This is a genomic window from Microbacterium sp. Nx66 (assembly GCF_904066215.1).
Classification (GTDB): domain Bacteria; phylum Actinomycetota; class Actinomycetes; order Actinomycetales; family Microbacteriaceae; genus Microbacterium; species Microbacterium meiriae.
Genome location: NZ_LR880474.1, coordinates 1,703,080 through 1,728,650, shown reverse-complemented (window position 1 = coordinate 1,728,650; position 25,571 = coordinate 1,703,080). Strand labels below are relative to the sequence as shown.

The 25,571-nt window shown below is 69.2% G+C and carries 25 protein-coding genes and 1 tRNA gene; 8 read left to right on the top strand and 18 right to left on the bottom strand.

Features of this window, described 5'->3' with window-relative positions:
- Window positions 1–58: 58 nt before the first annotated feature.
- The 3 genes from MICNX66_RS08185 to MICNX66_RS08175 are packed head-to-tail and all read right to left on the bottom strand — an operon-like array spanning window position 59 to window position 3,258.
- Complete coding sequence (locus tag MICNX66_RS08185) at window positions 59–2,416, bottom strand: ATP-binding cassette domain-containing protein (protein WP_187661470.1); 2,358 nt, start codon at window positions 2,414–2,416, stop codon at window positions 59–61.
- 27 nt (window positions 2,417–2,443) lie between these two features.
- The gene (locus MICNX66_RS08180) at window positions 2,444–2,854 is read right to left on the bottom strand and encodes a VOC family protein (protein ID WP_187661469.1); all 411 of its coding nucleotides are present in this window, start codon (window positions 2,852–2,854) and stop codon (window positions 2,444–2,446) included.
- Window positions 2,855–2,859: 5 nt separating this feature from the next.
- The gene (locus MICNX66_RS08175) at window positions 2,860–3,258 is read right to left on the bottom strand and encodes a helix-turn-helix transcriptional regulator (RefSeq protein WP_187664151.1); all 399 of its coding nucleotides are present in this window, start codon (window positions 3,256–3,258) and stop codon (window positions 2,860–2,862) included.
- 179 nt (window positions 3,259–3,437) lie between these two features.
- On the opposite strand from MICNX66_RS08175, the gene MICNX66_RS08170 reads away from it, so the two are divergent.
- On the top strand, window positions 3,438–4,025 hold the full coding sequence (locus tag MICNX66_RS08170; protein WP_187661468.1) for an HdeD family acid-resistance protein: 588 nt from the start codon (window positions 3,438–3,440) through the stop codon (window positions 4,023–4,025).
- A 63-nt stretch (window positions 4,026–4,088) separates the two neighbouring features.
- Here the strand turns inward: MICNX66_RS08170 and MICNX66_RS08165 are convergent, their stop codons facing one another.
- A complete protein-coding gene (locus MICNX66_RS08165) occupies window positions 4,089–4,853 on the bottom strand; it encodes an SDR family oxidoreductase (RefSeq protein WP_187661467.1) in 765 nt (254 codons plus the stop codon).
- A gap of 122 nt (window positions 4,854–4,975) precedes the next feature.
- On the opposite strand from MICNX66_RS08165, the gene MICNX66_RS08160 reads away from it, so the two are divergent.
- The 4 genes from MICNX66_RS08160 to MICNX66_RS08145 all read left to right on the top strand — a co-directional run bounded on the left by MICNX66_RS08160 (window position 4,976) and on the right by MICNX66_RS08145 (window position 7,660).
- On the top strand, window positions 4,976–5,449 hold the full coding sequence (locus MICNX66_RS08160) for an NfeD family protein (protein WP_025103445.1): 474 nt from the start codon (window positions 4,976–4,978) through the stop codon (window positions 5,447–5,449).
- An 8-nt stretch (window positions 5,450–5,457) separates the two neighbouring features.
- A complete protein-coding gene (locus tag MICNX66_RS08155) occupies window positions 5,458–6,387 on the top strand; it encodes an SPFH domain-containing protein (RefSeq protein WP_187661466.1) in 930 nt (309 codons plus the stop codon).
- Window positions 6,384–7,160, top strand: a complete 777-nt coding sequence (locus MICNX66_RS08150) for a glycerophosphodiester phosphodiesterase family protein (RefSeq protein ID WP_187661465.1) — start codon at window positions 6,384–6,386, stop codon at window positions 7,158–7,160. Before MICNX66_RS08155 ends, MICNX66_RS08150 begins: the two co-directional genes overlap by 4 nt.
- Before the next feature lie 116 nt (window positions 7,161–7,276).
- Entirely contained in the window at window positions 7,277–7,660 is a 384-nt protein-coding gene (locus MICNX66_RS08145) for an RNA polymerase-binding protein RbpA (RefSeq protein WP_025103442.1), read from the top strand.
- Here the strand turns inward: MICNX66_RS08145 and lnt are convergent.
- From lnt to MICNX66_RS08100, 9 genes are read right to left on the bottom strand one after another with little or no spacing between them, the layout of a single operon-like run.
- A complete protein-coding gene (gene lnt / locus MICNX66_RS08140; RefSeq protein ID WP_187661464.1) occupies window positions 7,657–9,180 on the bottom strand; it encodes an apolipoprotein N-acyltransferase in 1,524 nt (507 codons plus the stop codon). The genes MICNX66_RS08145 and lnt overlap by 4 nt on opposite strands.
- A gap of 11 nt (window positions 9,181–9,191) precedes the next feature.
- Window positions 9,192–11,666, bottom strand: a complete 2,475-nt coding sequence (locus MICNX66_RS08135; protein ID WP_187661463.1) for a DEAD/DEAH box helicase — start codon at window positions 11,664–11,666, stop codon at window positions 9,192–9,194.
- Window positions 11,663–12,421: a twin-arginine translocase subunit TatC gene (gene tatC, locus MICNX66_RS08130; protein WP_187664150.1), complete on the bottom strand. Its 759-nt coding sequence runs from the start codon at window positions 12,419–12,421 to the stop codon at window positions 11,663–11,665. Before tatC ends, MICNX66_RS08135 begins: the two co-directional genes overlap by 4 nt.
- Before the next feature lie 57 nt (window positions 12,422–12,478).
- A complete protein-coding gene (tatA, locus tag MICNX66_RS08125; protein ID WP_101845779.1) occupies window positions 12,479–12,715 on the bottom strand; it encodes a Sec-independent protein translocase subunit TatA in 237 nt (78 codons plus the stop codon).
- A 45-nt stretch (window positions 12,716–12,760) separates the two neighbouring features.
- Entirely contained in the window at window positions 12,761–13,744 is a 984-nt protein-coding gene (locus MICNX66_RS08120; protein ID WP_187661462.1) for a helix-turn-helix transcriptional regulator, read from the bottom strand.
- Window positions 13,741–14,733, bottom strand: coding sequence for a helix-turn-helix transcriptional regulator (locus MICNX66_RS08115; RefSeq protein ID WP_187661461.1), 993 nt, complete (start codon window positions 14,731–14,733; stop codon window positions 13,741–13,743). Before MICNX66_RS08115 ends, MICNX66_RS08120 begins: the two co-directional genes overlap by 4 nt.
- Window positions 14,733–15,665, bottom strand: coding sequence for a hypothetical protein (locus MICNX66_RS08110; protein WP_187661460.1), 933 nt, complete (start codon window positions 15,663–15,665; stop codon window positions 14,733–14,735). The genes MICNX66_RS08115 and MICNX66_RS08110 overlap by 1 nt, the downstream gene beginning before the upstream one ends.
- A gap of 10 nt (window positions 15,666–15,675) precedes the next feature.
- Entirely contained in the window at window positions 15,676–16,695 is a 1,020-nt protein-coding gene (locus MICNX66_RS08105; protein ID WP_187661459.1) for a tRNA (adenine-N1)-methyltransferase, read from the bottom strand.
- Window positions 16,692–17,375 (bottom strand): HAD family hydrolase, encoded by a 684-nt coding sequence (locus MICNX66_RS08100; protein WP_269474819.1) that lies wholly within the window; start codon window positions 17,373–17,375, stop codon window positions 16,692–16,694. The genes MICNX66_RS08105 and MICNX66_RS08100 overlap by 4 nt, the downstream gene beginning before the upstream one ends.
- Before the next feature lie 88 nt (window positions 17,376–17,463).
- Between MICNX66_RS08100 and MICNX66_RS08095 the strand changes: the two genes are divergently transcribed.
- Entirely contained in the window at window positions 17,464–18,312 is an 849-nt protein-coding gene (locus MICNX66_RS08095; RefSeq protein WP_060922601.1) for a PAC2 family protein, read from the top strand.
- Window positions 18,313–18,324: 12 nt separating this feature from the next.
- Here MICNX66_RS08095 and MICNX66_RS08090 read toward each other — a convergent pair whose 3' ends face one another.
- Together MICNX66_RS08090 and MICNX66_RS08085 are read right to left on the bottom strand one after the other, a co-directional pair.
- Complete coding sequence (locus MICNX66_RS08090; protein WP_136052801.1) at window positions 18,325–19,155, bottom strand: undecaprenyl-diphosphate phosphatase; 831 nt, start codon at window positions 19,153–19,155, stop codon at window positions 18,325–18,327.
- A 47-nt stretch (window positions 19,156–19,202) separates the two neighbouring features.
- Window positions 19,203–20,498: a M20/M25/M40 family metallo-hydrolase gene (locus MICNX66_RS08085; protein WP_187664056.1), complete on the bottom strand. Its 1,296-nt coding sequence runs from the start codon at window positions 20,496–20,498 to the stop codon at window positions 19,203–19,205.
- A 113-nt stretch (window positions 20,499–20,611) separates the two neighbouring features.
- Between MICNX66_RS08085 and MICNX66_RS08080 the strand changes: the two genes are divergently transcribed.
- Window positions 20,612–20,694, top strand: a tRNA-Leu gene (locus tag MICNX66_RS08080).
- A gap of 102 nt (window positions 20,695–20,796) precedes the next feature.
- Here the strand turns inward: MICNX66_RS08080 and MICNX66_RS08075 are convergent.
- Together MICNX66_RS08075 and MICNX66_RS08070 are read right to left on the bottom strand one after the other, a co-directional pair.
- Window positions 20,797–21,894 carry a VIT1/CCC1 transporter family protein gene (locus MICNX66_RS08075; RefSeq protein WP_187664055.1) on the bottom strand — a complete coding sequence of 366 codons (1,098 nt, stop codon included), beginning with the start codon at window positions 21,892–21,894 and terminating at the stop codon, window positions 20,797–20,799.
- A gap of 130 nt (window positions 21,895–22,024) precedes the next feature.
- A complete protein-coding gene (locus tag MICNX66_RS08070; RefSeq protein ID WP_187664054.1) occupies window positions 22,025–23,767 on the bottom strand; it encodes a DEAD/DEAH box helicase in 1,743 nt (580 codons plus the stop codon).
- A gap of 146 nt (window positions 23,768–23,913) precedes the next feature.
- On the opposite strand from MICNX66_RS08070, the gene MICNX66_RS08065 reads away from it, so the two are divergent.
- Window positions 23,914–24,741, top strand: a complete 828-nt coding sequence (locus tag MICNX66_RS08065; RefSeq protein ID WP_187664053.1) for an SGNH/GDSL hydrolase family protein — start codon at window positions 23,914–23,916, stop codon at window positions 24,739–24,741.
- A gap of 9 nt (window positions 24,742–24,750) precedes the next feature.
- Here MICNX66_RS08065 and MICNX66_RS08060 read toward each other — a convergent pair whose 3' ends face one another.
- A complete protein-coding gene (locus MICNX66_RS08060; RefSeq protein WP_187664052.1) occupies window positions 24,751–25,557 on the bottom strand; it encodes a TrmH family RNA methyltransferase in 807 nt (268 codons plus the stop codon).
- Between the last annotated feature and the right edge of the window lie 14 nt (window positions 25,558–25,571).

Sequence of the window (25,571 nt, the reverse complement as noted above, 5' to 3'; positions counted from 1 at the left end):
GGGTCGGCGCCTGAGTTCTTTCGAGAGAGGATGGAGATTCCGCCACCGCGGCCCTCGATCATGCGTTGACGTACGCCGCGAGATGCTCACCCGTCAGCGTCGACCCGTCTGCGACGAGCTCGGCAGGCGTTCCCTGGAACACGATGCGACCACCGTCGTGGCCGGCTCCCGGTCCGACGTCGATGATCCAATCGGCGTGCGCCATGACCGCCTGATGATGCTCGATCACCACCACCGTCTTGCCCGCGTCGACAAGTCGATCCAACAGACCGAGGATCGTGTCCACGTCGGCGAGATGCAGGCCGGTCGTCGGCTCGTCCAACACGTAGACGTCGCCCTTCTCGCCCATCTGGATCGCGAGTTTGATGCGCTGGCGCTCACCGCCCGACAGGGTCGACAACGGCTGTCCGAGCGACAGGTAGCCGAGCCCCACGTCCTCCAGGCGTCCGAGGATGGCCGCCGCGGCCGGGAGCTTCGCCTCGCCCTCGCTGAAGAACACGCGGGCCTCGGACACCGGAAGGTCGAGCACCTCGGTGATGTCCTTGCCGCCGAGCTTGTACTCCAGCACCGCCGCCTGGAAGCGCTTACCGCCGCAGTCCTCACAGGGGGTCTCGATCGTGTCCATGAACCCGAGCTCGGTGATGATGACACCGGCGCCCTTGCACGTGGGACACGCGCCCTCGGAGTTCGCGCTGAACAGGGCGGGCTTCACTCCGTTCGCCTTCGCGAAGGCCTTGCGGATGGGCTCGAGCAGCCCCGTGTAGGTCGCGGGATTGCTGCGACGCGAGCCCTTGATGGCGGACTGGTCGATCGCGACCACGCCCTCGCGTCCGGTCACTGAACCGTGGATGAGCGAGCTCTTCCCGGATCCCGCGACGCCGGTGACCACGGTCAGGACACCGGTCGGAATGTCGACGTCCACGTTCTGGAGGTTGTTCGTGGAGGCGCCGCGGACTTCGATCGCGCCGGTGCGGTCACGCACGGCGTCCTTGAGCTGCGCGCGGTCGTCGAGGTGCTGCCCCGTCAGCGTTCCGCTGGCCGTGAGGCCTTCGACGCTCCCCTGATAGCAGATCTCTCCCCCGGCGCTTCCGGCACCCGGCCCCAGATCCACGACATGATCGCCGATCGCGATGGTCTCCGGCTTGTGCTCGACGACGAGCACCGTGTTCCCCTTGTCGCGGAGTCGGAGCAGCAGGCCATTCATCCGCTGGATGTCGTGCGGGTGCAACCCGATCGTCGGCTCGTCGAACACGTACGTGACGTCGGTCAGCGAGGAGCCGAGGTGCCGCAGCATCTTGATCCGCTGCGCCTCTCCCCCGGACAGCGTCCCTGAGGGCCGATCCAGGCTCAGGTACCCCAGGCCGAGGGTCACGAAGGCGTCGAGGTTGGCGCTCAGCGCCTGGAGCAGGGGCCCCGCACCGGGGAGGTCGAGACCCCTGACCCACGCGGCGAGGTCCGTCACCTGCATGCGGCAGGCATCGGCGATGCTCACACCGTCGATCTTGGACGATCGTGCGCCTTCGGTGAGGCGCGAGCCGTAGCACTCCGGGCACACCGCGAAGGTGGCCACCCGCTCGACGAACGCGCGGATGTGCGGCTGCAGCGCGTCGAGGTCTTTCGAGAGCATGGACTTCGTGATCTTCGGGATCAGGCCCTCGTAGGTCATGTTGATACCGGAGATCTTGACCTTCGTGACCTCGCCGTAGAGGAAGAGGTGACGCTGCTTGTCGGTGAACGACGCGATGGGCTTGTCCGGCGGGTAGAACCCGGACTGCGAGAACCCCTTCACCATCCAGCCGTCGGCGGTGTATCCGGGCACCATGATCGCGCCCTCGTCGAGGGACTTCGACTCATCGACGATCTGCGAGAGGTCGAGATCGGACACCACTCCCCTGCCCTCACATCGCGGGCACATGCCGCCGAGGTAGATCGCGTCCTTCACGATCTTCTTCTCCCCGCCCGGCCCGGTCATCACTCCGCTGGCCTTCTGCGTCGGGATGTTGAACGAGAACGCCGTCGGCCCGCCGATGTAGGGCTGTCCGAGCTTGCTGAACAGGATGCGGAGCATCGCATTGGCATCCGTCACCGTGCCGACGGTGGACCGCGGATTCGCGCCGAGGCGCTCCTGGTCCACGATGATCGCCGTGGTGAGGCCTTCCAGCACGTCGACGTCGGGTCGAGGGACGGACGGCATGAAGCCCTGCACGAAGGCGCTGTACGTCTCGTCGATCATCCGGCGCGATTCGGCGGCGATCGTGTCGAAGACGAGAGAGCTCTTTCCGGAACCCGAGACCCCGGTGAACACCGTGAGGCGTCGTTTCGGGATGTCGACGCTCACGTCCTTGAGGTTGTTCTCGCGCGCGCCCTGCACACGGATGAGATCGTGGGTGTCCGCGGGGTGCTCGGCAGCGGTCATGCGGCGTCCTTCGTGGTGGTGGGGCCGTCAGGCGGCCTGGTTGATGCGGAGCAGGTTGCCCGCGGGGTCGCGGAACGCGCAGTCGCGCACACCGTAGGGCTGATCCATGGGTTCCTGGACCACGTCCGCCCCCTCCGCGACCAGACGGTCGAACAGGGCGTCCAGGTCGTCGCTCGCGAGTGTCAGAGCGCCATAGCTGCCCTTCGCGATGAGCTCCAGGATCGTCTGCCGTTCGGCGTCGGTGATGCCGGGGTCCGTGGCCGGCGGGTGGAGCACGATCGAGGTCTCCGGCTGGCTTGCGGGGCCGACCGTGAGCCAGCGGAGACCGTCATAGCCGACGTCGTTGCGCACCTCGAAGCCGAGGGCGTCGCGGTAGAAGCCGAGCGCCGCTTCGGCGTCGGTGTGCGGGAGGAAGGCGTAGTGGATGCTGATGTTCATGATGCTCACGTTAGGTGCGCCTCGGGGCGCGGCGCTTCTCGATTCCTGATCGGTCGGGTGACCTGCTTCGCCTGGAACGAGGGGATGCCCTCGACGTTCGCGGCGCGTTCACGGTACACGCTGGGTGGGACACCGACCAGCTCGGAGAACCGCGTGCTGAAGGTTCCCAGCGAGGAACAGCCCACGGCGAAGCACACCTCGGTGACGCTGAGGTCGCCGCGACGCAGCAGCGCCATGGCGCGTTCCATGCGGCGGGTCATGAGATAGGAGTACGGGGATTCGCCGTAGGTCTCGCGGAACCGCCGACTGAGGTGGCCGGCGGACATGTGCACGTCCCGCGCCAGGGCCTCGACGTCCAGGGGCTTCGCGTACTCCCGATCGATGCGGTCGCGTACCTTCCGCATCACGACCAGCTCCCGCAGTCGAGCGTCATCCACCGGTATCACGTGATGATCCTGCCATGACGCCGGAAGACGGGGAATGACCATCCGCGACGCGCGGAACCACTCCTCCCCCGCTGTCGGACTTCCGGCGCTACCCTGGGGGCATCCTCACAGGATTCTCTCAGAAGGGGTTCCCCGTCATGTCTGAAGCAGTCGCAGAAACGAAGTCTTTCTTCAAGTCCATCCGCGTCGCTCTCGCGGTCTCCGGCGTGCTCGCGCTGCTCGCGGGTATCGCGTTGCTCGTCTGGCCGGTGAAGTCCGCCGTCATCGTGACGGCGATCTTCGCGTCGTATCTGATCGTCGCGGGAGTCGTCTACATCGGCCTCGGCATCTTCTCCCGCGCCAAGGGCGGCTGGTCTCGCGTCGGCCACATCGTCCTCGGCCTGCTCTACATCGTCGCCGGCGTCATCGCGTTCTTCAACCTGAACGTCGCCGCCGCCACCCTCGCGCTGGTCGTCGTGATCTTCATCGGCGTGAGCTGGATCGTCGACGGCGTCGTGGCGCTCTCGCTGCTCGGCAGCGATGGGTCGCGAGTGTGGACCGTGATCTACGCCATCCTCAGCATCATCGCCGGAATCATCGTCCTCTTCTCGCCGGTCATCGCCGGATTCGCGCTATGGCTGCTCCTGGGCATGTCGCTCGTCGTGCTCGGTATCGTGCAGATCATCCGCGCGATCACGCTGGGCAAGGATGAGAAAGCGTTCACCACCGGCGCTGCCGCCGTCTGATCTCGGATACGCACGACGCCCCGGACCTGCCGAGCAGGTCCGGGGCGTCGTGGCGTCGGACGACTATTCCGCGGCGAAGGCGCTCACGTCGCCGACGAGGCGGGTGTTGTCCGCGGGGACGGGGTCGATGACCGCCTTGGCGACCTCGGCGGCGAACTCGGACACGTTGTAGAGACGGCCGGCGGATTCGCGGCGCTCGGCGATCGCCCCGGGGTTCGCGCGCTCGAGCAGCGTCGCGGTGATCGTGCCCTCGATCATGTCGCCGGAGACGACGGTGAAGCCGATCCCCTTCTCTGCGAGGCCGGGGATCAGTTCCCGCAGCGCGTCCTCGCCGGCCCGCTTGGACAGCGCGACGGGCTCGTACTCCGGCATCGTCGGCGTCGTGCGGATGAAGTGCGCCTGGTGGCTGGTGACGAACACGACGCGTGCGCCGTCCGACAGCAACGGGGTCGCGGCGTTGAGGACGTTGAGCTGCGCGTCCCGGTTGAGCGTCAGGGCGTAGTCCTCGGCCATCCCCGACTCCATGCCACCCGAGGCGTTGAGGACGAGGACGTCGAGACGCCCGTACTCGGCGCGGACGGCGGCGAACATCTCGGCGATCGACGCCGGGTCGGTGAGGTCCGCGCCGACGACGAGCGCCCGGCGGCCCAGCTCGCGCAGCTGCGCTGCGAGCTTCTCCGCGCGCGGCGCCTTGTTCCGGTAGTTGATGACGACGTCGGCGCCGGCCTCGGCGAGGTACCGCACGGTGTCGGCGCCGATCCCCCGCGATGAGCCGGTGACGAGGGCCACCTTGCCGTCGAGGGATCCTGCGGGAAGAACGTCGGTCACGGGTGACTCCTCATGGTGCGTGGAACGCCGTGAGCGCACGGCCCTCACAGATTACCAAGGGGGCGCGGTGGCGGCCGGTCGGGCGTCGCCACGCGTGGTACGTTGACGGCAAAGGAGGCCGCATGGACAACTTCTCGACGTTCGTCACGTTCATCGACCACTGGGCATGGATCGGGTGGCTCGTCCTCATCGCCGTCTTCCTCGTCATCGAGATGCTCTCCCTCGACTTCACCTTCCTGATGCTGAGCTTCGGCAGCGTGATCGGTCTCGTCACCGACTTCGTCGGGCTCCCGGTCTGGATCCAGATCCTCATCGCCGCTTTGGCATCCGCCCTCTTCATCCTCTTCCTGCGGCCGCCCCTCTTGCGCCGACTGCACCGCGGTGCCGACCCCACCCGCTCGAACGTCGAGGCCCTCGTCGACCTCCGCGGCATCGCGCTCAGCGAGATCACGCAGATCTCCGGCCAGGCGAAGCTCGCGAACGGCGACACCTGGACCGCCCGAACCACCACCCCGATGGCGATCCCCGCGGGGGCGCCTGTCGCCGTCAGCGCGATCAACGGCGCGACCGCCATCGTCCGACCCCTCAACGACTAGGAGCACGCGTGGACGACGCATCGATCATCCCGACCGTGATCATCTGGATCCTGGTGATCGCGGTCATCATCTTCGTGATCGTCACGATCGCGCGGGCGATCCGCATCATCCCGCAGGCGACCGCCGGCGTGGTGGAACGGCTCGGCCGGTATCACAAGACCCTCTCCCCCGGCCTCAACATCCTCGTGCCCTTCATCGACCGTCTGCGGCCGCTGATCGACATGCGCGAGCAGGTGGTCTCCTTCCCGCCGCAGCCCGTGATCACCGAGGACAACCTCGTCGTCTCCATCGACACGGTCGTCTACTTCCAGGTGACCGACGCCCGTGCCGCCACCTACGAGATCGCGAACTACCTCGGCGCCGTGGAGCAGCTCACCACCACGACGCTCCGCAACGTCGTCGGCGGTCTGAACCTCGAAGAGGCGCTCACGAGCCGCGACAACATCAACGGCCAGCTCCGCGTGGTCCTCGACGAGGCGACCGGCAAGTGGGGCATCCGCGTGGGCCGTGTCGAGCTCAAGGCGATCGACCCGCCCGTCTCGATCCAGGACTCGATGGAGAAGCAGATGCGCGCGGAGCGGGACCGCCGTGCGGCGATCCTGACCGCCGAGGGGACGAAGCAGTCCGCGATCCTCGAGGCGGAGGGCCTTCGTCAGGCGGAGATCCTCCGGGCCGAGGGCGACAAGCAGGCAGCGGTCCTTCGCGCCCAGGGTGAGGCGGAGGCGATCCAGAGCGTCTTCACCGCGATCCACCAAGGCGCTCCGGACGACAAGCTCCTCGCCTACCAGTACCTGCAGATGCTCCCGAAGATCAGCGAGAGCCCGTCCAGCAAGCTGTGGATCATCCCGAGCGAGCTGACCGAGGCGCTCAAGGGCATCGGCACCGCCTTCACCCCGAAGGCCGGGCCGGGTTCGACCACTCCCCCCGCTGGCGCGTGACCCACCCGTACTTCGTCAAGGCCGAGCAGCCCCGGATCCTGGCCCATCGGGGTCTCGTGACCGTCGAAGGGCGGGAGTCCGGGGTCTGGGAGAACACGGCGGCCGCCTTCGCCGCTGCTCATGCCGCCGGGGCCGAGTACATCGAGACGGACTGCCAGGTCACCGCAGACGGCGACGTCGTGCTCTTCCACGATCACGACCTCCGGCGTCTGGTGGACGATCCGCGCGCCGTCCACGAGGTCCGGACCAGGGAGCTGAGCGCGCTCTTCGCGGAGCACGGCGGTCTGCTCACCGTGGCCGAGGCGCTCTCCTCGTTTCCGGAGACGCGCTTCAACATCGACGTGAAGACGCCGACCGCTGCGGCTCCCCTGGGGCCCGTCCTGGCCGCGCACACGCACCGTGTCCTGGTCACCAGCTTCTCGGACGCCAACCGGCGCGCGACGGTGGAGGCCGTGCGACAGACCGGCACCGGGCTCCGGCCCGCCACCTCGGGCGGGAGCCGGACGATCGCGGCGCTCCGGACGCTGTCCGCGATGCGCCTCTCCCCCGGCCGGCTGCTGCGGGAGATCGATGCCGTGCAGATCCCGGAGCGCCACGGGGCGCTCACAGTGCTGACGCCGGCCCTCCTCCGCGCCGCCCACCGCGTCGGCACCGAGGTCCACGTGTGGACGGTGAACGAGGCGGAGGACATGCGCCGCCTCGTCGACGCCGGTGTGGACGGCGTCGTGACCGACCGCGCCGACCTCGCCGTCGCCACGCTCCGGAAGCCCTGAGCGCCCTTTATCCTCCGGCGCTGGGATTCCGCTGTGAATACCGGGCAGAACGCCCCCACGTGGATGAAGCGCACAGGCTCGAACGTTATACCTGACAGCGACGAGAGGACCACACAATGGCAGATCGCAGCCTGCGCGGCATCCGACTCGGCGCCCAGAGCCTACAGAGCGAAGAGGGCGTCGTTTTCATGGAGCGCCGTGAGACCACCTACACCTGTGACACCTGCGGACACGACACCACGCTCATGTTCGCAGCCGATGCCGAACCGCCTCAGACCTGGGAGTGCCGTTCCTGCGGAGCGGAAGCCCGCCTGAAGGTCGACGGCGAAGCCGTCACCCTCGAGGTCACCGACGAGAAGGCCGCCCGCACCCACTGGGACATGCTCATGGAGCGTCGTACCCGCGCGGAGCTGGAGGAGCTTCTCGAAGAGCGCCTCGCCTACATCCGAGCCCGGCGCGGTGCCGGCGAGGACCCCACCCGAGAGAAGATCGGCGCCTAGCGCCGACGGGCGCGCCACCACCCGAGACCGAGCGCACCCAGACTGCCCCAGAGCAGCACCTGCTGCAGCCAGGGGCCCAGGACGATTCCCGCCGTGAGGCCGGAGCGGAGTTCGACATCTTCGAGCATCGCTCCGGCCTCATCCGCGTCCAGGCTGGTGACCGTGCGCCCGTCCGGGAGGATGACCTGGCTCGTGCCGACCGTGGAGATGTTGACGACGCTCCGGCCCGTCTCGATGGCGCGCATCCGAGCGAAGGCGAGCTGCTGCAGATTCTCGTCCGTGCCGCGGAAGTCGGCGTTGTTCGTCTGGAAGACCAGGACCTCGGCGCCGTCGTACAGCCCCTCCGTGATCACGTCGTCGTAGATCACGTCGAAGCAGATCGCGAGCCCCACCCGGACGTCGTCGACCTCGACGATCGGCGGGTTGGTCCCCGGCGTGTACTCGCGCTGGATCAGCCCGATGAGGTCGGGGACGAGGGCATTGAAGAACGCACGATCCGGCACATACTCGCCGAAGGGCACGGGATGCCGCTTGTCGTGCTTCTGAGGCGCCGTGCCGTCCGGCAGCCACAGCATCGACGTGTTGTAGAAGAGGTTGCCCCGACCGGTGGCGGCATTGGCGAGCAGCGGCGCATCGATGCGGTTCGCCACGAGGGTCATCCGCCGCGCGATCGCGGAGTTCGCGAACGGATCCGTGTCCAGCCCGCCCTCCGGCCAGACGAGAAGATCGACGTCCTCGCCGTAGAGGGGCTCGGTCGCCTCCGTCTGCGCCTGGACGACGGCGAAGGGTTCGCGCTCGTCGAAGTAGCCGGTCGGCCCGTTCCCCTGCACCGCAGCGATGCGCATCGATCCGGACGGCGTGGTCGGGAAGAGCGGGGTGAAGAAGAGGATCAGGACCAGTGCGACCGGCGCGAGGAGGGTGACCGGCCGCCGCCACAGCCCCGTGCGGACGATCTCGATCACCATGGCCACGAGGAAGACCATGAGGAAGCTCAGCCCGCTCACACCCAGCCAGGACGAGATGGCGGCGAGGGGGCTCTCCGCCTGGCTCATCCCGAGACGAGCCCACGGGAAGCCGCCGTATGGCCACCAGCCGAGGAACAGCTCCCTCCCTACCCACAGCGCCGCAACGACCGACGGGAGGGTCAGCAGGCGACCCGCGGTGCCCGGCCAGGCCCGGGGCAGCCACCGGTAGGCAAGGGACAGCGGGATCAGCGCCACGGCCGTGAGCGCGCCCTCGACCACGCTCAGGGCAGCCCAGGGCAGCGGCCCCAGATATCGAGACGTCCAGGACACGAGCAGGGCGAAGAACACGATGCCGTAGACCAGTCCCACGAGCAGTGCGCCACCGGCCCGTCGGCCGATCAGCGCGAGCAGCAGCAGCCCCGTGGCGGGGAAAGCCAGGATCCAGATCGCCGCTTCGGGAAACGCGAGGTCCATGAGCAGCGCAGCCAGGGCGGCGACGGGTACGGCGGCCCACAGGGGCAGGAGGGCGCGTCGGCGAACGGGAGCTTCGGTCATGCGGGCGGATCTCACATCGAGGAGTAGGCGACGATGCCACGGCGCACACCGTCGAGGGCTGCCCGGGCGGTGCGTGCGAGTGCGGCGTCCTCCGCGACGATGGACAGCTGATCGAGGAGGTCGATGGTCTGCTTCGCCCATCGCACGAAATCACCGGCCGCCATGTCCGCGTCGATGAGCACGCGATCGAGCATGCCGCCCCGCGCCCACGCGTGCATCGCACCCGCGAGTCCCGCGGCCAGCGGCTCGCTTCCCGGCAGCTGGTGGTCCTGCTCCAGGTCGTCGAGCTCGGCCCACAACGCGGTCGTCTTCTCGTATGCCGCTCGGAAGGCACCCCGCGGGAGGCCCCGCTCCCCCGCGTTGGCTTCGTCCCGACGCGGCTCGTACACGAGGGAGCACGCCATCGCCGCGAGTGACGGGGCGTCCAGTCCCTTCCAGAGCCCCTGACGCAGCGACTCGGCCACGAGTAGATCGCGCTCACCGTAGATCCGCCGCATCGTGCGGCCGGCGTCGGTCAGGTGCATCCCGTCCTCATCGCGACGCACATAGTCCAGCGTCTCCAGCACCTCGACGACACGGTCGAAGACGCGAGCCACCGTTCCCGTCCTGGTCTCGATCTGACGCCGCGTACGGTCTGTCTGTCGCTTGAGCTTCCAGTAGCGCTCGGCCCAGCGAGCGTGCTTCTCGCGGTCGGGGCACCGATGGCACGGGTGGCGCTGCATCCGCGTGCGGAGCGTCTGGATGCGCTTCATCCGCTTGTCCCGGGCGGCACGGGGAGCCTGGGTGTCCTGTCGATTCTTCTTCTCGAGATCGCTCAGCTCGCGGCGGATGGCGGCGTACTCCGGGAAGTCGCCGTGCTCGCACGCCATCGCCGACTGGTAGCCGGCCAGCGACTCCTCGGCCTCCCGCACCTGTCGGGCCAGGCCGACCACGGCGCGGTCGGCCTGGAACTGGGCGAACGACGACTCCAGGATCTGCCGCGCCCTGGCCTGCCCGAACAGATCGATCAGGTTGACGGCCATGTTGTACGTCGGCCGGAAGCTGGAGTTGAGCGGATAGGTCCGCCGCGATGCGAGGGCGGCGACGGCCTGCGGGTCCATGCCCTCGGTCCACTGCACGACCGCGTGCCCCTCGACATCGATGCCGCGGCGCCCGGCGCGGCCCGTGAGCTGCGTGTATTCGCCGGAGGTGATCGCGACGCGCGCCTCTCCGTTGAACTTCTCCATCTTCTCCAGCACGACCGTGCGCGCCGGCATGTTGATGCCGAGGGCCAGCGTCTCGGTCGCGAAGACGACTTTGAGCAGTTTGCGCCGGAACAGCTCTTCGACGACCTCCTTGAAGGCAGGGAGGAGGCCGGCATGGTGGGCGGCCACGCCCCGTTCGAGGTTGTCCAGCCACTCCCAGTAGCCGAGCACCCCGAGATCCTCGTCCTGCAGCGTGCGGGTGCGTTCCTCGACGAGGGCCCGGATCTCCGCGCGCTCCTCCGACGAGGTCAGGCGCAGGCCGGAGCGCCGCACCTGCTGCACCGCGGCATCGCAGCCCACGCGGCTGAAGATGAAGAAGATGGCGGGAAGGAGATTCGACCGTTCCAGCAGCTCGACCACGTCAGGGCGGTCCATACGCTCGATCCGGTGCGCGTTCGCGGCGCGCACGGGGCGGCGGCCACCCCGGGGCGGTCGCGCGGCCTGGCGCCCGGCGTGGCGATTGCTGCGATACGACTGCGCCTGGCGGTTGCTCTCGTAGGTGGAACCCGTGAACGAACGGATGCGCATGAGCTCCTGGTTCACCTGGGCCGTGGCGATGCCCGCCCGGTCGTCGAAGAGCGGCAGCAGGTCGTCGCGTACGAGCACGTGCTGCTCCAGCGGCACCGGACGGATCTCGGAGACGATGACCTCGGTGTCTCCGCGCACGGTGTCGAGCCAGTCGCCGAACTCCTCGGCGTTCGACACGGTCGCGCTCAGCGAGACCAGCCGCACGCGGGGCGGGAGGTGGATGATGACCTCTTCCCACACGGCACCACGGAAGCGGTCGGCCAGATAGTGGACCTCGTCCATCACGACGTAGCGCAGGTCGCGCAGCGCCGCGGAGTCGGCATAGATCATGTTCCGCAGCACCTCGGTCGTCATGACCACGATGCGGGCGTTGCCGTTGATGTTCGTGTCGCCCGTCAGCAGACCGACGTCGTCCGCGCCGTAGACGTCGACGAGCTCACGGAACTTCTGATTCGAGAGCGCCTTCATCGGCGTGGTGTAGAAGGCTTTGTCCGTCGCGGTCTGCATCGCCAGGTGGATGGCGAACTCCCCCACGATCGTCTTCCCGGCACCCGTGGGGGCTGCCACGAGAACGCTGCGTCCGTTCTCCAGCGCGTGGCATCCGGCGAGCTGGAACGGGTCGAGCTGGAAGCGCTGGCGCGAGGCGAATGCTGCGGTCTCCGGGTGCGCCGCGCTCTCCTGCGCCTGCGCGTATCGCTCGGACGGCGAACTCATGGGGCGTCCGGGATGAGTCCGGCGGCGGTGTCCTGCTTGCGCTTGCGCCGGTCGAAGAGGAGGGAGAGCCCTGCCGCTGCGAAGAAGAGGACGATGAGGATGCCGGCCAGCATCAGCATGCTCACGACGTCCGCCGCGGGCGTGGCCAGTGCGGCGAAGATCGTCGCGATGAGGATGGCCACCCGCCACCCCTTCAGGATCGCTCGGCCCGACATCACCCCTGCGAGGTTGAGCGCGACGAGGAAGACGGGGAGGACGAACGAGATGCCGATGACGATCATCAGCTTGAACACGAAGTCGTAGTACTCCTGAGCGGAGTAGAAGTTCGTGGCGCCCTCCGGCGTGAAGCCCCACATGAGCTCGATGACGTGCGGCATGATCTGCACCCCGAGGTAGCACCCCGCGAAGAACAGCGGCACGGCGGCGACCACGAAGCCGACCGTGTAGCGGATCTCCTTGCGGGTGAGCCCGGGCATGATGAAGGCCCAGATCTGCCAGAGCCACACCGGTGCGGACAGGAACAGCCCGATGGTCAGGGCGATGCGCATGCGCATGTCGAACGCGGACGTCACTGTCCCGAAGTTCAGAGCGCTGAAGTCATCACCACGCTTGTCGGCGATGATGCGGATCGGCTCGGTGATGAAGTGGATCACCGGGTCCGCGATGAGGAACGCCACGATCATGCCGACGACGAGAGCGATCGCCGCGTACATCAGGCGCTTGCGCAGTTCGACGAGATGCGCGCCGAGCGACATCCGCCGATCCCGATCCGCCGTCGGCGTCACGGTCGGTTCGATGGCTGCCACGGCCGGTCAGGCGCGAGGCGGAGTCTCAGGGTCGGTGCCCGAGTCCTTCACCGTCGTCGGCTCTGCGGGCGCCGACTCGGCACGACTCGCGTCCTCTTCCTTCATGGCCTTCATCTCGCCCTTGAACACGCGAGCGGACTGACCCATGCTCTTCGCGAGTGCCGGCAGCTTGGCAGCGCCGAAGAGGAGGAGGATAACGGCCAGCACGATGAGCAGGTGCCAGCCTTGCATTCCAGCGAACATATCGACATTCCCGTCGTAGGGGGGCTTTCCGCCCCAGTCTACAGATCAAACCTCGGCATCAGGCCGGTGGTAGAGCGCGAGTCCGGCAGCTGCCCACTCGCGGGTCGCGGTGCGCGCGATCCCCGGGTCGGTGACCTCCATCGCCCCGCCGAAGCGCGCGGCGAGACGCTTGATGCCTCGAGGGTCCGCGAGGTGGAGCTGCGTCGTCACCATTCCGTCGCCGATACGGAGGGTCTCGGTCGGCACGAAACCGCTGAGCAGCGGCGCGAGGCGCTCCGGGACGCGGACGGTGACCTCGCGCTCCTCCTCCAGCCCGGCGAACGCCTCGGGCACCCGCTCGCCGCCGTGGGCGCTCGGGATGTCGGTGAGAGTGGGGGCGCTGACGCGGTCGAGGTGGAACGTCCGCATCGCCTCGCGCATGTGGCACCAGCCCTGCAGATACCACTGCCCGTTCGTGATGAGGATCTGCACCGGGTCCACGGTCCTCGTCGTCGGAGCCGCATCGGGGGCCTGGTAGGTGAACGAGACGGCCACGCCCTTCTGCAGGCCGCGCGCGACAACCTCCCGTACTTCGTCGACGGCGCTCGGGGCGACGACGACGTCGGCGGGAGCGTCGGCCGCTCCGCGCGAGAGCTTGGAGATGAGGCCGGCGACGAGGCCGGAATCGGACACGGCGGGTACGGCGGCGACCATCTGCAGGCCGGCGAGCAGGGCCGCGGCCTCACGCGCCGTGAAGCGCGGGACGCGGCGCAGCGCCACGTCGTTCGTGATCTCGATGATGTCCTCGTGGTCGAGGAGATCCCAGTTGATGTCGAACATCTCCTGCGGCTGCTGCCAGTAGCCGGCTTCACCCGGCAGGCCGATCACGGTGAGCTTCTCGACCATCGCCCGCATCTCCCGCGGGGTCACGCCGAACTCCTCGGCGGCCTCGGCGAGGGAGACCTGCCCGTGCTCCAGCAGGTACGGGACGAGCGTGAGGTAGAGACGCACGCGCTCTGCGGCGAGGAGGGGCTTGGGCGCGGCGCTCATGCGGGCACCTCCGTATCCGTGTGGGCCTCGACCACGGCGCGCAGGCGGCTGATCACCGCGTCCCTGAGCGATGCCGGCTCCACGACTCGGACCTCGGGTCCATAAGAGGCGAGCTCATCGGCCAGGATGTGCAGATCGACGAAGGGCACGTGGATGCCCTGGGCGGCGGGGGTCGCCCGTCGGCCCAGGCGCAGTGCGGCTTCGGTTCCGGGTGTGACCTCCAGCAACGCCGAGTTCTCCGCGGCGACGCGCTCGAGACCGCTCAGCGCCCGCTCCCCCGCGCCCTCGCGCAGCGCGGGGTCGAACGTCGTGGCACTGACCACGACCTCGCCGACGATGCGGCTCAGCAGGAACGTCCGGTCCTCTTCGATGTCGACGTCGACGCCGTACACGTGCCAGCGCGCCTCGTAGTCCACCAGCGCGAGCGGGCGGATACGACGCCGACGAGGGGCGTCCTCTCCCGGCTTCAGATAGTCGAAGGTGACCACTCTGCGGCGTTCGATGGCGTCCTGGAGCGGGCCGAAGGCGGCATCGCGTGCGGTAATGCGCGGCGCGAAGCCGATGATCGGCTCGTCGCCGTCGATGCCGAGGGCGCGGATCTTCCGCACTCCGGACTGCGCGTCTCCCGAGACGGACTCCGCGCTCCAGACACTTCCCGCGAGGCGCAGGACAGCCAGCTCCGCCGGGGAGAACTCGATGTCTCCTGGCAGGTCGTATTCCGCCTGCGGGATGCGGTACCTGGCCTCGCGGAGGTCGTTCGGGTCCGCGGCGTCGCCGATCGTCTCGATCGGGACGCCGAGCGCACGGAGCTCGTCCTTGTCCCGTTCGAACATCTTCTCCAGGGCATCCGAGCGTGTCCCGGCATCCGCGCGCTGGCGATAGCCGGAGACGTTGTCGAGGATCTGCTGCTTGGTGAGCCCGATCTCCGTCGCCATCAGCGCCACGACGAGGTTCGTCAGGCGCTCTTCGGCAGGGATCCGGGCAGCCATCAGGGTGCGGAGACCGGGGACACGCCGAGGATGTCGACCACGACGGCCATCGCGGAGGAGGTCTCGGTCTTGGGGAGCACGACGAGGACCTGGGAGCCGACGGGCTGCCCGACGAGCGCGTCAGCCACCGGCGCCGCGATCTGTCGGATGCCGTCGGTGGCGGACTGTCCCCAGGTGCTCTGCAGGACGGACTTGTCGTCCCAGCTCACCGCGGTGAAGTGGACGAGCGGCGTCTGGTCCGCGGTCAGCTTCTCGCCGTCTCCACGGATCAGCGTCTGGACGACCTGCTCGTCCGGGGCGGCGCTGTCGGGGATGATGATGCCCGGGGTGCCGTCGTCGGCGCGCACGACGGTCGGCATCCCCTTCGCGTCGTTGAACTGCAGGGTGCCCTCTGCCTTCGGGAGGAAGGCGTCGACGACGTCGATGACGAACACCGCGATGTCGTCCTGGCCCATGCCGAAGCCGCTGAGGTTCGCCTCGCCGAAGTCTTCCGGGGTCAGACCCGCCACGATGCGGGTGCCGCCGGTCGCGCATTCCATGGCGTCGGCGAGCCCGGGAGACTGCGTGGCCCAGGAGCCGATCGTCGACGCGCGGGTGCTCTCCTCGTCGTACGTCGTCTGGAAGATCTGCTCGCCGGTCGCACCGTTGTAGATGGAGATCTGGGCGATGAGTGGCTGGGCGTCGTCGACGAGCGCATGACCGTCCCCCGTCACGACGTCGGCGTAGGACGTCTCCGTCAGGCGGACGGGCGCGAAGATCTCGACCTCCGGCTCGGACCCGACATCGCCGGTGACGGTGACGGCACTGTCGATGCCGTTGGCGTGCCCGTCGCGATCGCACGAGGCGTCAGCGGACGATGCGGTCACGCTGCACCCCGTCAGGGCGAGGGCGGCGAGGCTGAGAGAGGCCAGAACGGCGGACGTTTTACGCACGCGCTCCAGTCTATTCCGTCGTGTGCTCGGATTCGCGCGATGCCGCGGCCAACCGCGCGCCTTCGGCAGCCTTCCCGGCCTCCCTGGCACGTTTGCGGAGGTTCTTGTCCGTGATCTCGCGATCACCCACCGCGCCCGGCGTCCACAGTTCGACGTCCTCGTCGCCGTAGCTGCTCTTCGAGGCGCGACGCTTCACCGACGGAGCCACGGCGCCGGGAGCGAGCCGGCGAGCCGTGAGCAGGAAGCCGGTGTGCGCGACCATGCGGTGGTCCGGCCGGACGGCGAGCCCCTCCACGTGCCAGCCGCGCACCATCGTCTCGGATGCCTCCGGGTCGGTGAAGAGGCCGGTGCCCCGGATGAACTCGGCAACGCGGGAGAGCTGTGTGGCAGTGGCGATATAGCAGAGCACGACACCGCCGGGGGTCAGCGCGTCCGCGACCGCCTCGATGCACTCCCACGGCGCGAGCATGTCGAGGACGACCCGGTCGACGGTGCCGGACTCGACTTCCTCGGGCAGCGCGGCGACGAGGTCTCCGACGACGACCCGCCAGGAGTCGGGGCGCTCCCCGAAGAAGGTCTCGACGTTCGCCTGGGCGACCTCGGCGAAATCCTCGCGGCGTTCGAAGGAGAGCAGGCGTCCCGCCGAGCCGACGGCTCGCAGCAGCGACAGCGACAGGGCGCCCGAACCGACTCCGGCCTCGACCACGGTGGCGCCGGGGAAGATATCGGCCTGCATGACGATCTGCGCCGCGTCCTTCGGGTAGACGATCGCGGCGCCGCGCGGCATCGACATCGCGAAGTCCCGCAGCAGCGGCCGCAGCGCCAGGTACTCGTGTCCGGAGCTGTTCGCAACGACTGAGCCATCGGGGAGCCCGATGAGGTCTCGGTGCCGGAGGACCCCGTGGTGCGTGTGCAGCTCGCCGTCCTCCCGGAGGGTCACGGTGTGCAGACGGCCTTTCGGGCCCGTGAGCTGCACGCGGTCGCCCTCACGGAAGGGGCCGCTGGGGCGCGGGGCGGGAGTGGTGGTCATCGGGTGGCCTCCGTGATCGCGGCGCGGGAGCCGAAGAGCTCCACGAGGTCGGCGGCACCACGGCCGTCGAGGGTCGGCCACAGCTCATGGGCACCGAGGCCGTCGAGCGGGACGATGTGGGGCACGCCGAGCGTCAGAGCGCCGGAGGCGAGGCCCGCGCGGAGACCGGTCGGGGAATCCTCGATGACCACGACCTCGGCGATGTCTACGTCGAGGAGCGCGGCGGCCTGGAGGTACGGCTCCGGGTGCGGCTTGGGGTTGTCGACGTCGTCTCCGGCGACGACGATGTCGAAGGCCTCGAACTCGATCAGCCCGACCACGTCGAGAGCCATCCGACGCAGCGACATCGTCACCAGCCCGGTCGGGATGCCGGCGGTACGGAGGTCACGGAGAAGCTCCTGGGCGCCGGGCCGGAAGGGCACGCCCTGGGCCCGCAGCGACTCCTGCACGGCACTCGTCAGGTGGGAGACGATCGCCTCCGGGGCCATGTCGACCCCCGCGCCCTGGAGGATGATCGCGCTGTCGATGAGGCCGCTGCCCACGAGCTGCAGGGCGTCCTCATGGGACCACCTGCCGCCGAACGACTCCACCAGCGCGGTCTCGGCCGCCATCCAATACGGCTCGGTGTCGACCAGTGTTCCATCCATGTCCCAGAGGACCGCGCGGGGCTTGTTGCTCACTGAACCCATGCTAGCCGGGCCCGCCCACATCCCCTCGACGCGGGCTAGCCTGGGGGGATCGAATCCTCGACCTCGAAGGGAGCACGGCATGGACGTTCTCGGTTCACGCATCATCATCGCCGCCTTCGACGGCTGGAACGACGCCGGTGAGGCCGCGACCGGAGCCGTCGGCGCGCTACAGGCGGCGGGCGGCTACGACCTCGTGCACTCGGTCGATCCGGAACTCTACTTCGACTACCAGTACACCCGGCCGGCGACCCGACTCGATGCCGAGGGACGCCGTCAGATGACGTGGCCCGAGGCCGGGCTGTGGCGCCCGCGTGATCCGGGCCCCGGCCCCGAGTTCTGGCTGCTCACCGGTGCCGAGCCCGCGCGCACCTGGCAGGCGTTCGCGTCCGAGTTCATCGATGTCGCCCTGCGCGACGACATCACCGGCTTCGTGACCCTCGGCGCCATGCTCTCCGACGTCCCGCACACCCGCCCGATCTCGATCTTCGCGTCGAGCCAGAACGAGCAGGTCCGCGAGGCACACGCCCTGGAGCGGTCGGTGTACGAGGGACCCGTCGGCATCCTCACCGTGCTCGAGCACTTCGCCGAGAACGCGGGGATCCCCTCCGTGAGCCTCTGGGCGAGCGTCCCGCACTACGTCGCCTCGGCCGCCCCGTCGCCGAAGGTCACCCTGGCCCTCCTCGACCGGCTCGAGGAGCTGACCGGTGTGGATGTGGACCGCCGGCACCTCCGTACGGAAGCCGCGGCCTGGGAGGCGTCTATCGATGCCGCCGCGTCCGAGGACGAGGACATGGCGGAGTACATCCGGCAGCTGGAGCGCACGCGCGACACGTGGGACTCCCCCGACGCCTCGGGAGACGCGATCGCCCAGGCCTTCGAGCGCTATCTGCGGCGCCGCGACGACGGCCGCGGCGACCGCAAGCGCTGAACGGCGCGCGCCTCAGGCCGAGGCGGGGATGACGCCCATCGCGAGCAGCACGAGCAGCACGCCGCCGAGCAGGATCCGGTAGATCACGAACGGCAGGAAGCTGCGCTTCGAGATCCAGTTCATGAAGAACGCGATCACACCCAGTGCGACGACGAAGGCGACGCCCGTGGCGGCCACCGTGTCGCCGAGCGAGAAGAAGGACGGCTCGCCCCAGCTCTTGAACAGCTGGTAGAAGCCGCTGCCGAACACGGCAGGGATGGCGAGCAGGAAGGCGTACCGGGCGGCGGCGGCGCGCTCGTAGCCGAGGAAGAGACCCATGGTGATCGTGCCGCCGGACCGCGAGACGCCGGGGATGAGGGCGAGTGCCTGGGCGAGCCCGAAGGCGATGCCGTGCGGGTAGGTCAGGTCGTCGAGCTTGCGGCGCTTGGCCCCGACGTGGTCGGCGATGCCCAGGAGGATGCCGAACACGATGAGCATGATCGCCACGATCCAGAGTGACCGGAAGACGGTCTCGATCTGATCCTGGAAGAGCAGCCCGAGCAGCACGATCGGGATGCTGCCGATGATGATGAGCCAGCCCATGCGCGCGTCCGGATCGTTCCGCGGCACCTTGCCGGCGAGGGATCGGAACCACTGGGAGATGATGCGGACGATGTCCCGCCAGAAGAATACGACGACCGCGGCCTCGGTGCCGATCTGCGTGATGGCGGTGAACGCCGCGCCCGGATCTTCTCCGGACGGCAGGAACGTCCCGACGACACGCAGATGGGCGCTGGAGGAGATCGGCAGGAACTCGGTGAGACCCTGGACGATTCCCAGGATCAGTGCTTCGAGCAGGTGCATGGAGAGGCCTTCGTCTTTCGGGACGGCACGGAGCGCGTGGACGCCGCTCAGTACGTGCGCAGCAGATCGGCCAGCACCCGCTGACCGAAGACAAGTGAGTCTACGGGCACCCGCTCGTCGACTCCGTGGAACATCCCGGTGAAGTCGAGATCGGCCGGCAGACGCAGCGGGGCGAAGCCGTAACCGGTGATGCCGAGAGTGGCCAGCGCCTTGTTGTCGGTCCCGGCTCCCAGGAGGTACGGGATGACCGGTACGCCGGGGTCGTGCCGACCCAGGGCTGCCACCATCGCGTCGACGAGCTCCCCCGCGAACGGCGTCTCCATGCCGATGTCGCGCACCACGGTCTCTATCCGGATGTCGTCGCCGACGATGCGCTGGAGCTCGGCGAGCACGTCGTCCTCGGTCCCGGGGATCACCCGGACGTCGATCAGCGCCTCAGCGCGCTCCGGGATGACGTTGTGCTTGTAGCCGGCGGTGAGGGCCGTCGGGTTGGTCGTCGTGCGGAACGTCGACCGCAGGAAGGCTTCTGCTGGACCGGCCGCGGCGGCGAGGGCATCAGGGTCATCGGCGCTCCGGCCGCTCAACGCGCTCAGACCCTCGAGCAGCGCCTCCGTCGTCGGCGTGAGCCGGACCGGCCACCGCGTGCGGCCGATGGCGGCCACCGCCTCGGCGAGCTTCGTGACGGCGTTGTCGTCGTGCAGGCGACTGCCGTGTCCCGCTCGGCCGGTGGCGACGAGGCGGATCCAGATCAGGGCCTTCTCCCCCACCTGCAGCAGGTACGCCCGGCGGTCGTCCACGGAGATCGAGTAGCCGCCGACCTCGCTGATGGCCGCCGTCGCGCCGACGAACCACTCCGGACGATCCTTCACGACGAGCGCGGAGCCCTCCACGCCGCCGTTCTCCTCATCGGCGAAGAAGGCCAGGATGAGGTCACGCTCCGGCTGCTCCCCCGCGCGCAGGATGTCCGCCACGGCGGTGAGGATCATCGCGTCCATGTTCTTCATGTCGACCGCGCCGCGGCCCCACAGCATGCCGTCCTGCACCGTGCCGGCGAACGGATCCACCGTCCAGTCCTCGGCGACCGCGGGCACGACGTCCAGGTGGCCGTGCACGACGAGAGCCGGCTTGGTGCGATCGCGCCCCGGGACACGTGCCATGACGTTCGTGCGCCGCGGGATGGGCTCGTAGTACTCGACCTCGAGTCCCAGCTCCTCCAGGTACGCGCCGACGTACTCGGCGGCTTCCCGCTCCCCCTTCGCGTTGCCGCCGCCGTAGTTGGAGGTGTCGAAGCGGATGAGGTCGCTCGCGACGCGGGCGACCTCCGGCAGGGAGGATTCGGTCATGGACTCAGGCTATCGAAACCGCATGCCACGCCCGGGCGTCACGCTCGGTTCGAGACGCCTCCGAGAACGTGCTAATCTCATTCTTCGGTCGGCAACGATCAAATCCAACACCTGCGCGGGTGGCGGAATGGTAGACGCGCTAGCTTGAGGTGCTAGTGCCCGATAGGGCGTGGGGGTTCAAGTCCCCCTCCGCGCACAGAGAGCGAAGGCCCCGGATCCACGGATCCGGGGCCTTCGTCGTTTCCCGTGCGTCGCGGTGGGGCGCTGTGGTCCCGCACGCGGCGGGACCACAGCGCCGTCACACCGCGCCGACGCCGAAGAGCAGGCCCAGCGCGTAGGTCACCGCCGCTGCGCCGAACCCGATGGCGAGCTGCCGAAGGGCGCGACGGAGGGGCGGGCCACCGGAGAGCACGCCGACCATCGCTCCCGTGCTGAGCAGAGCGATGCCGACCAGCACGAGCGCGAGGACGATCGCCGCGGTGCCCTCCATGCCGAAGATCCACGGCAGGACGGGGATGATCGCGCCGGAGGCGAAGAGGAGGAAGCTGGAGATCGCGGCCGTCCAGTCGCTGCCGACGACCTCGTGCGCGTCCGCACCCTGGACGCTCACGGGCCCCGTGGCCGCCCGTCTGACACCCTCCTGCGCCGCCTGGACGATGCGGCGGGCCCTGGCCAGCGACTCGCCCTGGTCCATGCCGCGGGCGCGGTACACGAGCGCGAGCTCGTTCTCGTCGATGTCGAGGTCGGCGGCGGCCGCCGCCGCATCCTCGTTCGCCTCGGTCGCGGTGAGGAGTTCCCGCTGCGACCGCACCGACACGAACTCCCCCGCACCCATGGACAGCGCACCGGCGAGGAGCCCGGCGATGCCGCTGAACAGGACGAAGCCCGAGCTCACGCCGGTGGCGCCGATGCCGAGCACGAGCGCGAGGTTGCTGACCAGGCCGTCGTTCGCGCCGAAGACGGCAGCGCGGAAGGAACCGGAGAGGCGCCGACGCCCGCGTGCGGCGAGACCGCGGACGACCTCGTGGTGGACCTTCTCGTCTGCCCGCATGGCAGGGGTGGCCCAGCGCTCGGCGTCGTACGGAGAGCGGGCCTCGGCGCTCTGGGCGAGGGCGAGGACGAAGATCGAGCCGAAGCGTCCGGCCATCCACCCCAGGAGGCGCGAGCGGACCCCCGCCCGCGGCAGGCGGGTCGGTTCTCCGCCCAGCAGATCGAGCCAGTGCTTCTCATGCCGGCGCTCGGCCTCGGCGAGCCCGAGCAGGATCGCCCGCTCCTCCCCCGACCGGCGGGACGCGAGGCGCTGGTACACGGCGCCCTCCGCCCGTTCCTCGACGAGATAGCGAGCCCAGCGCCGTCGATCGGCGGCCGTGGAATCGGCTGCGGCAGGGGCTGTCATGGAACCTCCAGGTGTCACCGTGCCCGGCGTCCGGGCAACCGTTCCACGCTATCCGCGCGGTGTCGCACAGTCCGCGTCCTGGCACGGATTGCCAGCATTTCGGGGATCCGAAGCAGCGACCGGACCTCGCTCAGGAGCGGACGCGTTTGCGCAGCACCTCGATGCGGGACTGCAGCTGCGTCACGGTCGCCTGCGCCACCGCCGGTCCGCCGCAGATGCGACGGAGTTCGGCATGCACAGCACCGTGCGGCTGGCCCGACTGCCGCGCGTAGAGGCCCACCAGGCTGTTCAGGAGCTGGCGCTGTTCGCGCAGGGTGCGATGCAGCGGCGCAGGGAGCGTCGTCGTCTGCGTCGGCTCTGCCTGGGCCTCCCGCACTTCGCGGTGCCGGGACTGCCGCGCCTGCCGCTGCATGAGGAGCTCGTGGACGTGCTCGGGTTCGAGGAGACCCGGGAAGCCGATGAACTCCTCCTCCTCCGGCGTGTTCGGCTCCGCGAGCTGGCCGAACTCCTTGCCGTCGAACACCATGCGATCGAAGTGGGCGACGGAGGAGATCGCCTGGTAGCTGAACTCCTGGGTCAGCGCGTCGGAGGCCTCGTCCTCACGGTTCGCGCTCTCCAGGAGTGAATCCTCGAGACCGTCGTCATCCTTGGACTGCCGATCCAGCGCGTGGTCGCGCTGCTTCTCCATCTCGTTCGCGAGCTTCATCAGCACGGGGACGTGCGGGAGGAAGACGCTCGCCGCCTCACCTCGACGACGGGCGCGGACGAAGCGACCGATGGCCTGGGCGAAGAACAGCGGAGTGGACGAGGAGGTCGCGTAGACGCCCACCGCGAGCCGCGGCACGTCGACGCCCTCCGACACCATGCGCACCGCGACCATCCACCGGGCGGTGCCTTCGGAGAACTTCTCGATCCGCTCGGAGGCGGTGGCGTCGTCGGACAGCACGATCGTCGGCTGCTCGCGCGTGATGCTGTGCAGGATCTTGGCGTAGGCCCTGGCGACGGTCTGATCCGTCGCCAGCACGAGTCCGCCGGCATCCGGGATGTGGTGTCTGATCTCGGTCAGACGGCGGTCGGCCGCCGAGAGCACCGCCGGCATCCAGTCGCCCTCGGGATCCAGCGCCGTGCGCCAGGCCTGCGACGTGACGTCCTTCGTGTTGTCCTGTCCCAGATGGGTCTCGAGCTCGTCGCCGGCACTCGTCCGCCACCGCATCTTCCCCGCGTACATGTGGAAGAGCACGGGGCGGACGACGCCGTCTGCGAGGGCACGCCCGTAACCATAGGCGTAGTCGGTGCTGGAGACCCGTGCCCCGGACTCATCAGGGAGGTACTCCACGAAGGGGATCGGCGCCGTGTCGCTCCGGAACGGGGTCCCGGACAGCAGCAGTCGACGCTTCGCCGGCCCGTAGGCGTCGCGGATCGCGTCACCCCAGCTCAGCGCGTCGCCGCCGTGGTGCACCTCATCGAGGATGACCAGGGTCTTCGCATCCTCCGTGAGGTGGCGGTGCACCGAGGACTTCGCGGCGACCTGCGCGTACGTGACCACGACGCCGTGATAGTGCCGCGCCGGTGCCCAGTCGCTGTTGCGGAAGCGCGGGTCGAGCCGGATGTGCACGCGGGCGGCGGCGTCGGCCCACTGGGTCTTGAGGTGCTCCGTCGGAGCCACGACGATGACCCGGTTCACCTCCCCCATGCGCATCAGCTCGACCGCGAGGGTGAGCGCGAAGGTGGTCTTGCCGGCGCCCGGTGTGGCGGCCACGAGGAAGTCGCGCTGGTCGGCCTGGAAGTACGCATCCAGAGCCTCCTGCTGCCATGCCCGCAGCTTGTTCGCCGTTCCCCACGGGGCGCGCTGAGGGAAGGACGGAGAGAGCATCGACTCCACGATAATCGCTCCCACCGACACCGGGGCATCCGCCGGGGCGCCGCGCGCGTCCTCCCTCGGGAGCGGCGGCACGGGTAGGCTCGGTCACTGCGCGGCGGTCACCACCGTGCGCGCACGCGTTGGCGAAGGAGAGTCGGATGAGCGATCAGGAATCGACCAGGACCCCGTACGTCGCGAACGAGACCCCGCACCCGTGGCGACGGTTCGTCGCGATCGGCGACTCGTTCACGGAGGGCATCGGCGACCCGGACCCGGCGGCCCCGGGTGGACACCGCGGCTGGGCCGACCGCGTCGCGGAGGTGCTCGCCCAGCAGGTGGACGACTTCGCCTACGCCAACCTCGCCGTCCGAGGGAAGCTCATCGCGCAGATCGTCACCGATCAGATCGAACCCGCCGTCGCGCTCCGCCCCGACCTCATCTCGATCTGCGCCGGCGGCAACGACGTCATCCGCCCCGGCACCGACCCGGACGCCATCGCCGCGCAGCTCGAAGACGCGGTGGCACGGCTGTCCTCCACCGGTGCAGCCGTGATCCTCTTCACGGGCATCGACACCGGATTCACGCCGGTGTTCCGTCCGTTCCGCGGCAAGGTCGCGATCTACAACGAGAACATCCGCGCGATCGCGGAGCGGCACGACTGCATCGTCGCGGACCAGTGGGCGCTGAAGGTCGTGCAGGACGCACGCTTCTTCGACGATGACCGCCTGCACTACAACGCCCTCGGCCACCACGAGGTCGCGCGGATGGTGCTCCGCGCCCTCAACGTGCCGAACGACCTCGAGGCCATGCAGCCGGAACCGCTGCCGCTGCGTACCTGGCGTGCCGCCCGCGGCGAAGACCTCGGCTGGGCGCGGGAGCACCTCGTGCCCTGGGTGCTCCGCCGTCTGCGGCACCAGTCGTCGGGGGATCACATCGCGGCGAAGCGCCCAGAGCCCTCTCCGGTCATCTTCCCCGGCAAGGAGTGACACGCGCCCTCACTGCGCGGGAGCGAGGGCCCACAGTGCCACGGCGGCCGCCGAGGCCACGTTGAGCGAATCCACGCCGCCGGCCATCGGGATCGTGACCACGGTGTCCGCGCTGTCGAGAGCAGTCGGCGTGAGTCCGTCTCCTTCGGCGCCGAGGAGCAGCGCCACCTTCTCCGGCCGCTGCGCTGCGTAGACCCGGAGATCCACCGCCGCGTCGCTGAGAGCGAGGGCGGCGATGTCGAAACCCTCGTCACGGAGGGCGCCCACGGCCGCATCCCAGTCGTCGATCCGGGTCCAGGGCACCTGGAAGACCGTGCCCATGCTCACCCGCACGCTCCGCCGGTACAGCGGGTCGGCGCAGCGCGGCGACACCAGCACCGCATCGGCCCCCAACCCGGCGGCGGCACGGAAGGCCGCACCGACGTTGGTGTGATCGCCGAGGTCCTCCAGCATCAGCACCAGACGTGCGTCGCGTACCACCTCCGCGACCGGCGCCAGAGTCGGGCGGTGCATCGCGGCGAGGGCCCCACGGTGCACTTGATAGCCGGTGACCTGTTCCGCGACCTCCTCCGGCACCACGAGCACCGGCACGCCGCGCTTCCCGATGATCCGGCCGACCTCGTCGACGCGCCGGGCCGAGACGAGCACCGATCGGGCTTCGTGTCCGGCGGTCAGCGCGCGCTCGATCACCTTGGCGGTCTCGGCGATGTAGAGTCCCTCCGCGGGCTCTCGCACGGCGCGGAGGGCGGTATCGGTGAGGCCGCGATAATCGTCCAGCCGCGGGTCGTCGATGTCGATCACATGCTGGAGGTCCACCGCTCCACTCTGCC

Excerpts from the sequence above, each read along its gene's own strand:
- MICNX66_RS08185 (WP_187661470.1), bottom strand. The coding sequence starts at position 2,416 with ATGACCGCTGCCGAGCACCCCGCGGACACCCACGATCTCATCCGTGTG.
- MICNX66_RS08180 (WP_187661469.1), bottom strand. The coding sequence starts at position 2,854 with ATGAACATCAGCATCCACTACGCCTTCCTCCCGCACACCGACGCCGAA.
- MICNX66_RS08175 (WP_187664151.1), bottom strand. The coding sequence starts at position 3,258 with ATGCGGAAGGTACGCGACCGCATCGATCGGGAGTACGCGAAGCCCCTG.
- MICNX66_RS08170 (WP_187661468.1), top strand. The coding sequence starts at position 3,438 with ATGTCTGAAGCAGTCGCAGAAACGAAGTCTTTCTTCAAGTCCATCCGC.
- MICNX66_RS08160 (WP_025103445.1), top strand. The coding sequence starts at position 4,976 with ATGGACAACTTCTCGACGTTCGTCACGTTCATCGACCACTGGGCATGG.
- MICNX66_RS08145 (WP_025103442.1), top strand. The coding sequence starts at position 7,277 with ATGGCAGATCGCAGCCTGCGCGGCATCCGACTCGGCGCCCAGAGCCTA.
- lnt (WP_187661464.1), bottom strand. The coding sequence starts at position 9,180 with ATGACCGAAGCTCCCGTTCGCCGACGCGCCCTCCTGCCCCTGTGGGCC.
- MICNX66_RS08135 (WP_187661463.1), bottom strand. The coding sequence starts at position 11,666 with ATGAGTTCGCCGTCCGAGCGATACGCGCAGGCGCAGGAGAGCGCGGCG.
- tatC (WP_187664150.1), bottom strand. The coding sequence starts at position 12,421 with ATGTCGCTCGGCGCGCATCTCGTCGAACTGCGCAAGCGCCTGATGTAC.
- tatA (WP_101845779.1), bottom strand. The coding sequence starts at position 12,715 with ATGTTCGCTGGAATGCAAGGCTGGCACCTGCTCATCGTGCTGGCCGTT.
- MICNX66_RS08120 (WP_187661462.1), bottom strand. The coding sequence starts at position 13,744 with ATGAGCGCCGCGCCCAAGCCCCTCCTCGCCGCAGAGCGCGTGCGTCTC.
- MICNX66_RS08115 (WP_187661461.1), bottom strand. The coding sequence starts at position 14,733 with ATGGCTGCCCGGATCCCTGCCGAAGAGCGCCTGACGAACCTCGTCGTG.
- MICNX66_RS08105 (WP_187661459.1), bottom strand. The coding sequence starts at position 16,695 with ATGACCACCACTCCCGCCCCGCGCCCCAGCGGCCCCTTCCGTGAGGGC.
- MICNX66_RS08095 (WP_060922601.1), top strand. The coding sequence starts at position 17,464 with ATGGACGTTCTCGGTTCACGCATCATCATCGCCGCCTTCGACGGCTGG.
- MICNX66_RS08090 (WP_136052801.1), bottom strand. The coding sequence starts at position 19,155 with ATGCACCTGCTCGAAGCACTGATCCTGGGAATCGTCCAGGGTCTCACC.
- MICNX66_RS08085 (WP_187664056.1), bottom strand. The coding sequence starts at position 20,498 with ATGACCGAATCCTCCCTGCCGGAGGTCGCCCGCGTCGCGAGCGACCTC.
- MICNX66_RS08075 (WP_187664055.1), bottom strand. The coding sequence starts at position 21,894 with ATGACAGCCCCTGCCGCAGCCGATTCCACGGCCGCCGATCGACGGCGC.
- MICNX66_RS08070 (WP_187664054.1), bottom strand. The coding sequence starts at position 23,767 with ATGCTCTCTCCGTCCTTCCCTCAGCGCGCCCCGTGGGGAACGGCGAAC.
- MICNX66_RS08065 (WP_187664053.1), top strand. The coding sequence starts at position 23,914 with ATGAGCGATCAGGAATCGACCAGGACCCCGTACGTCGCGAACGAGACC.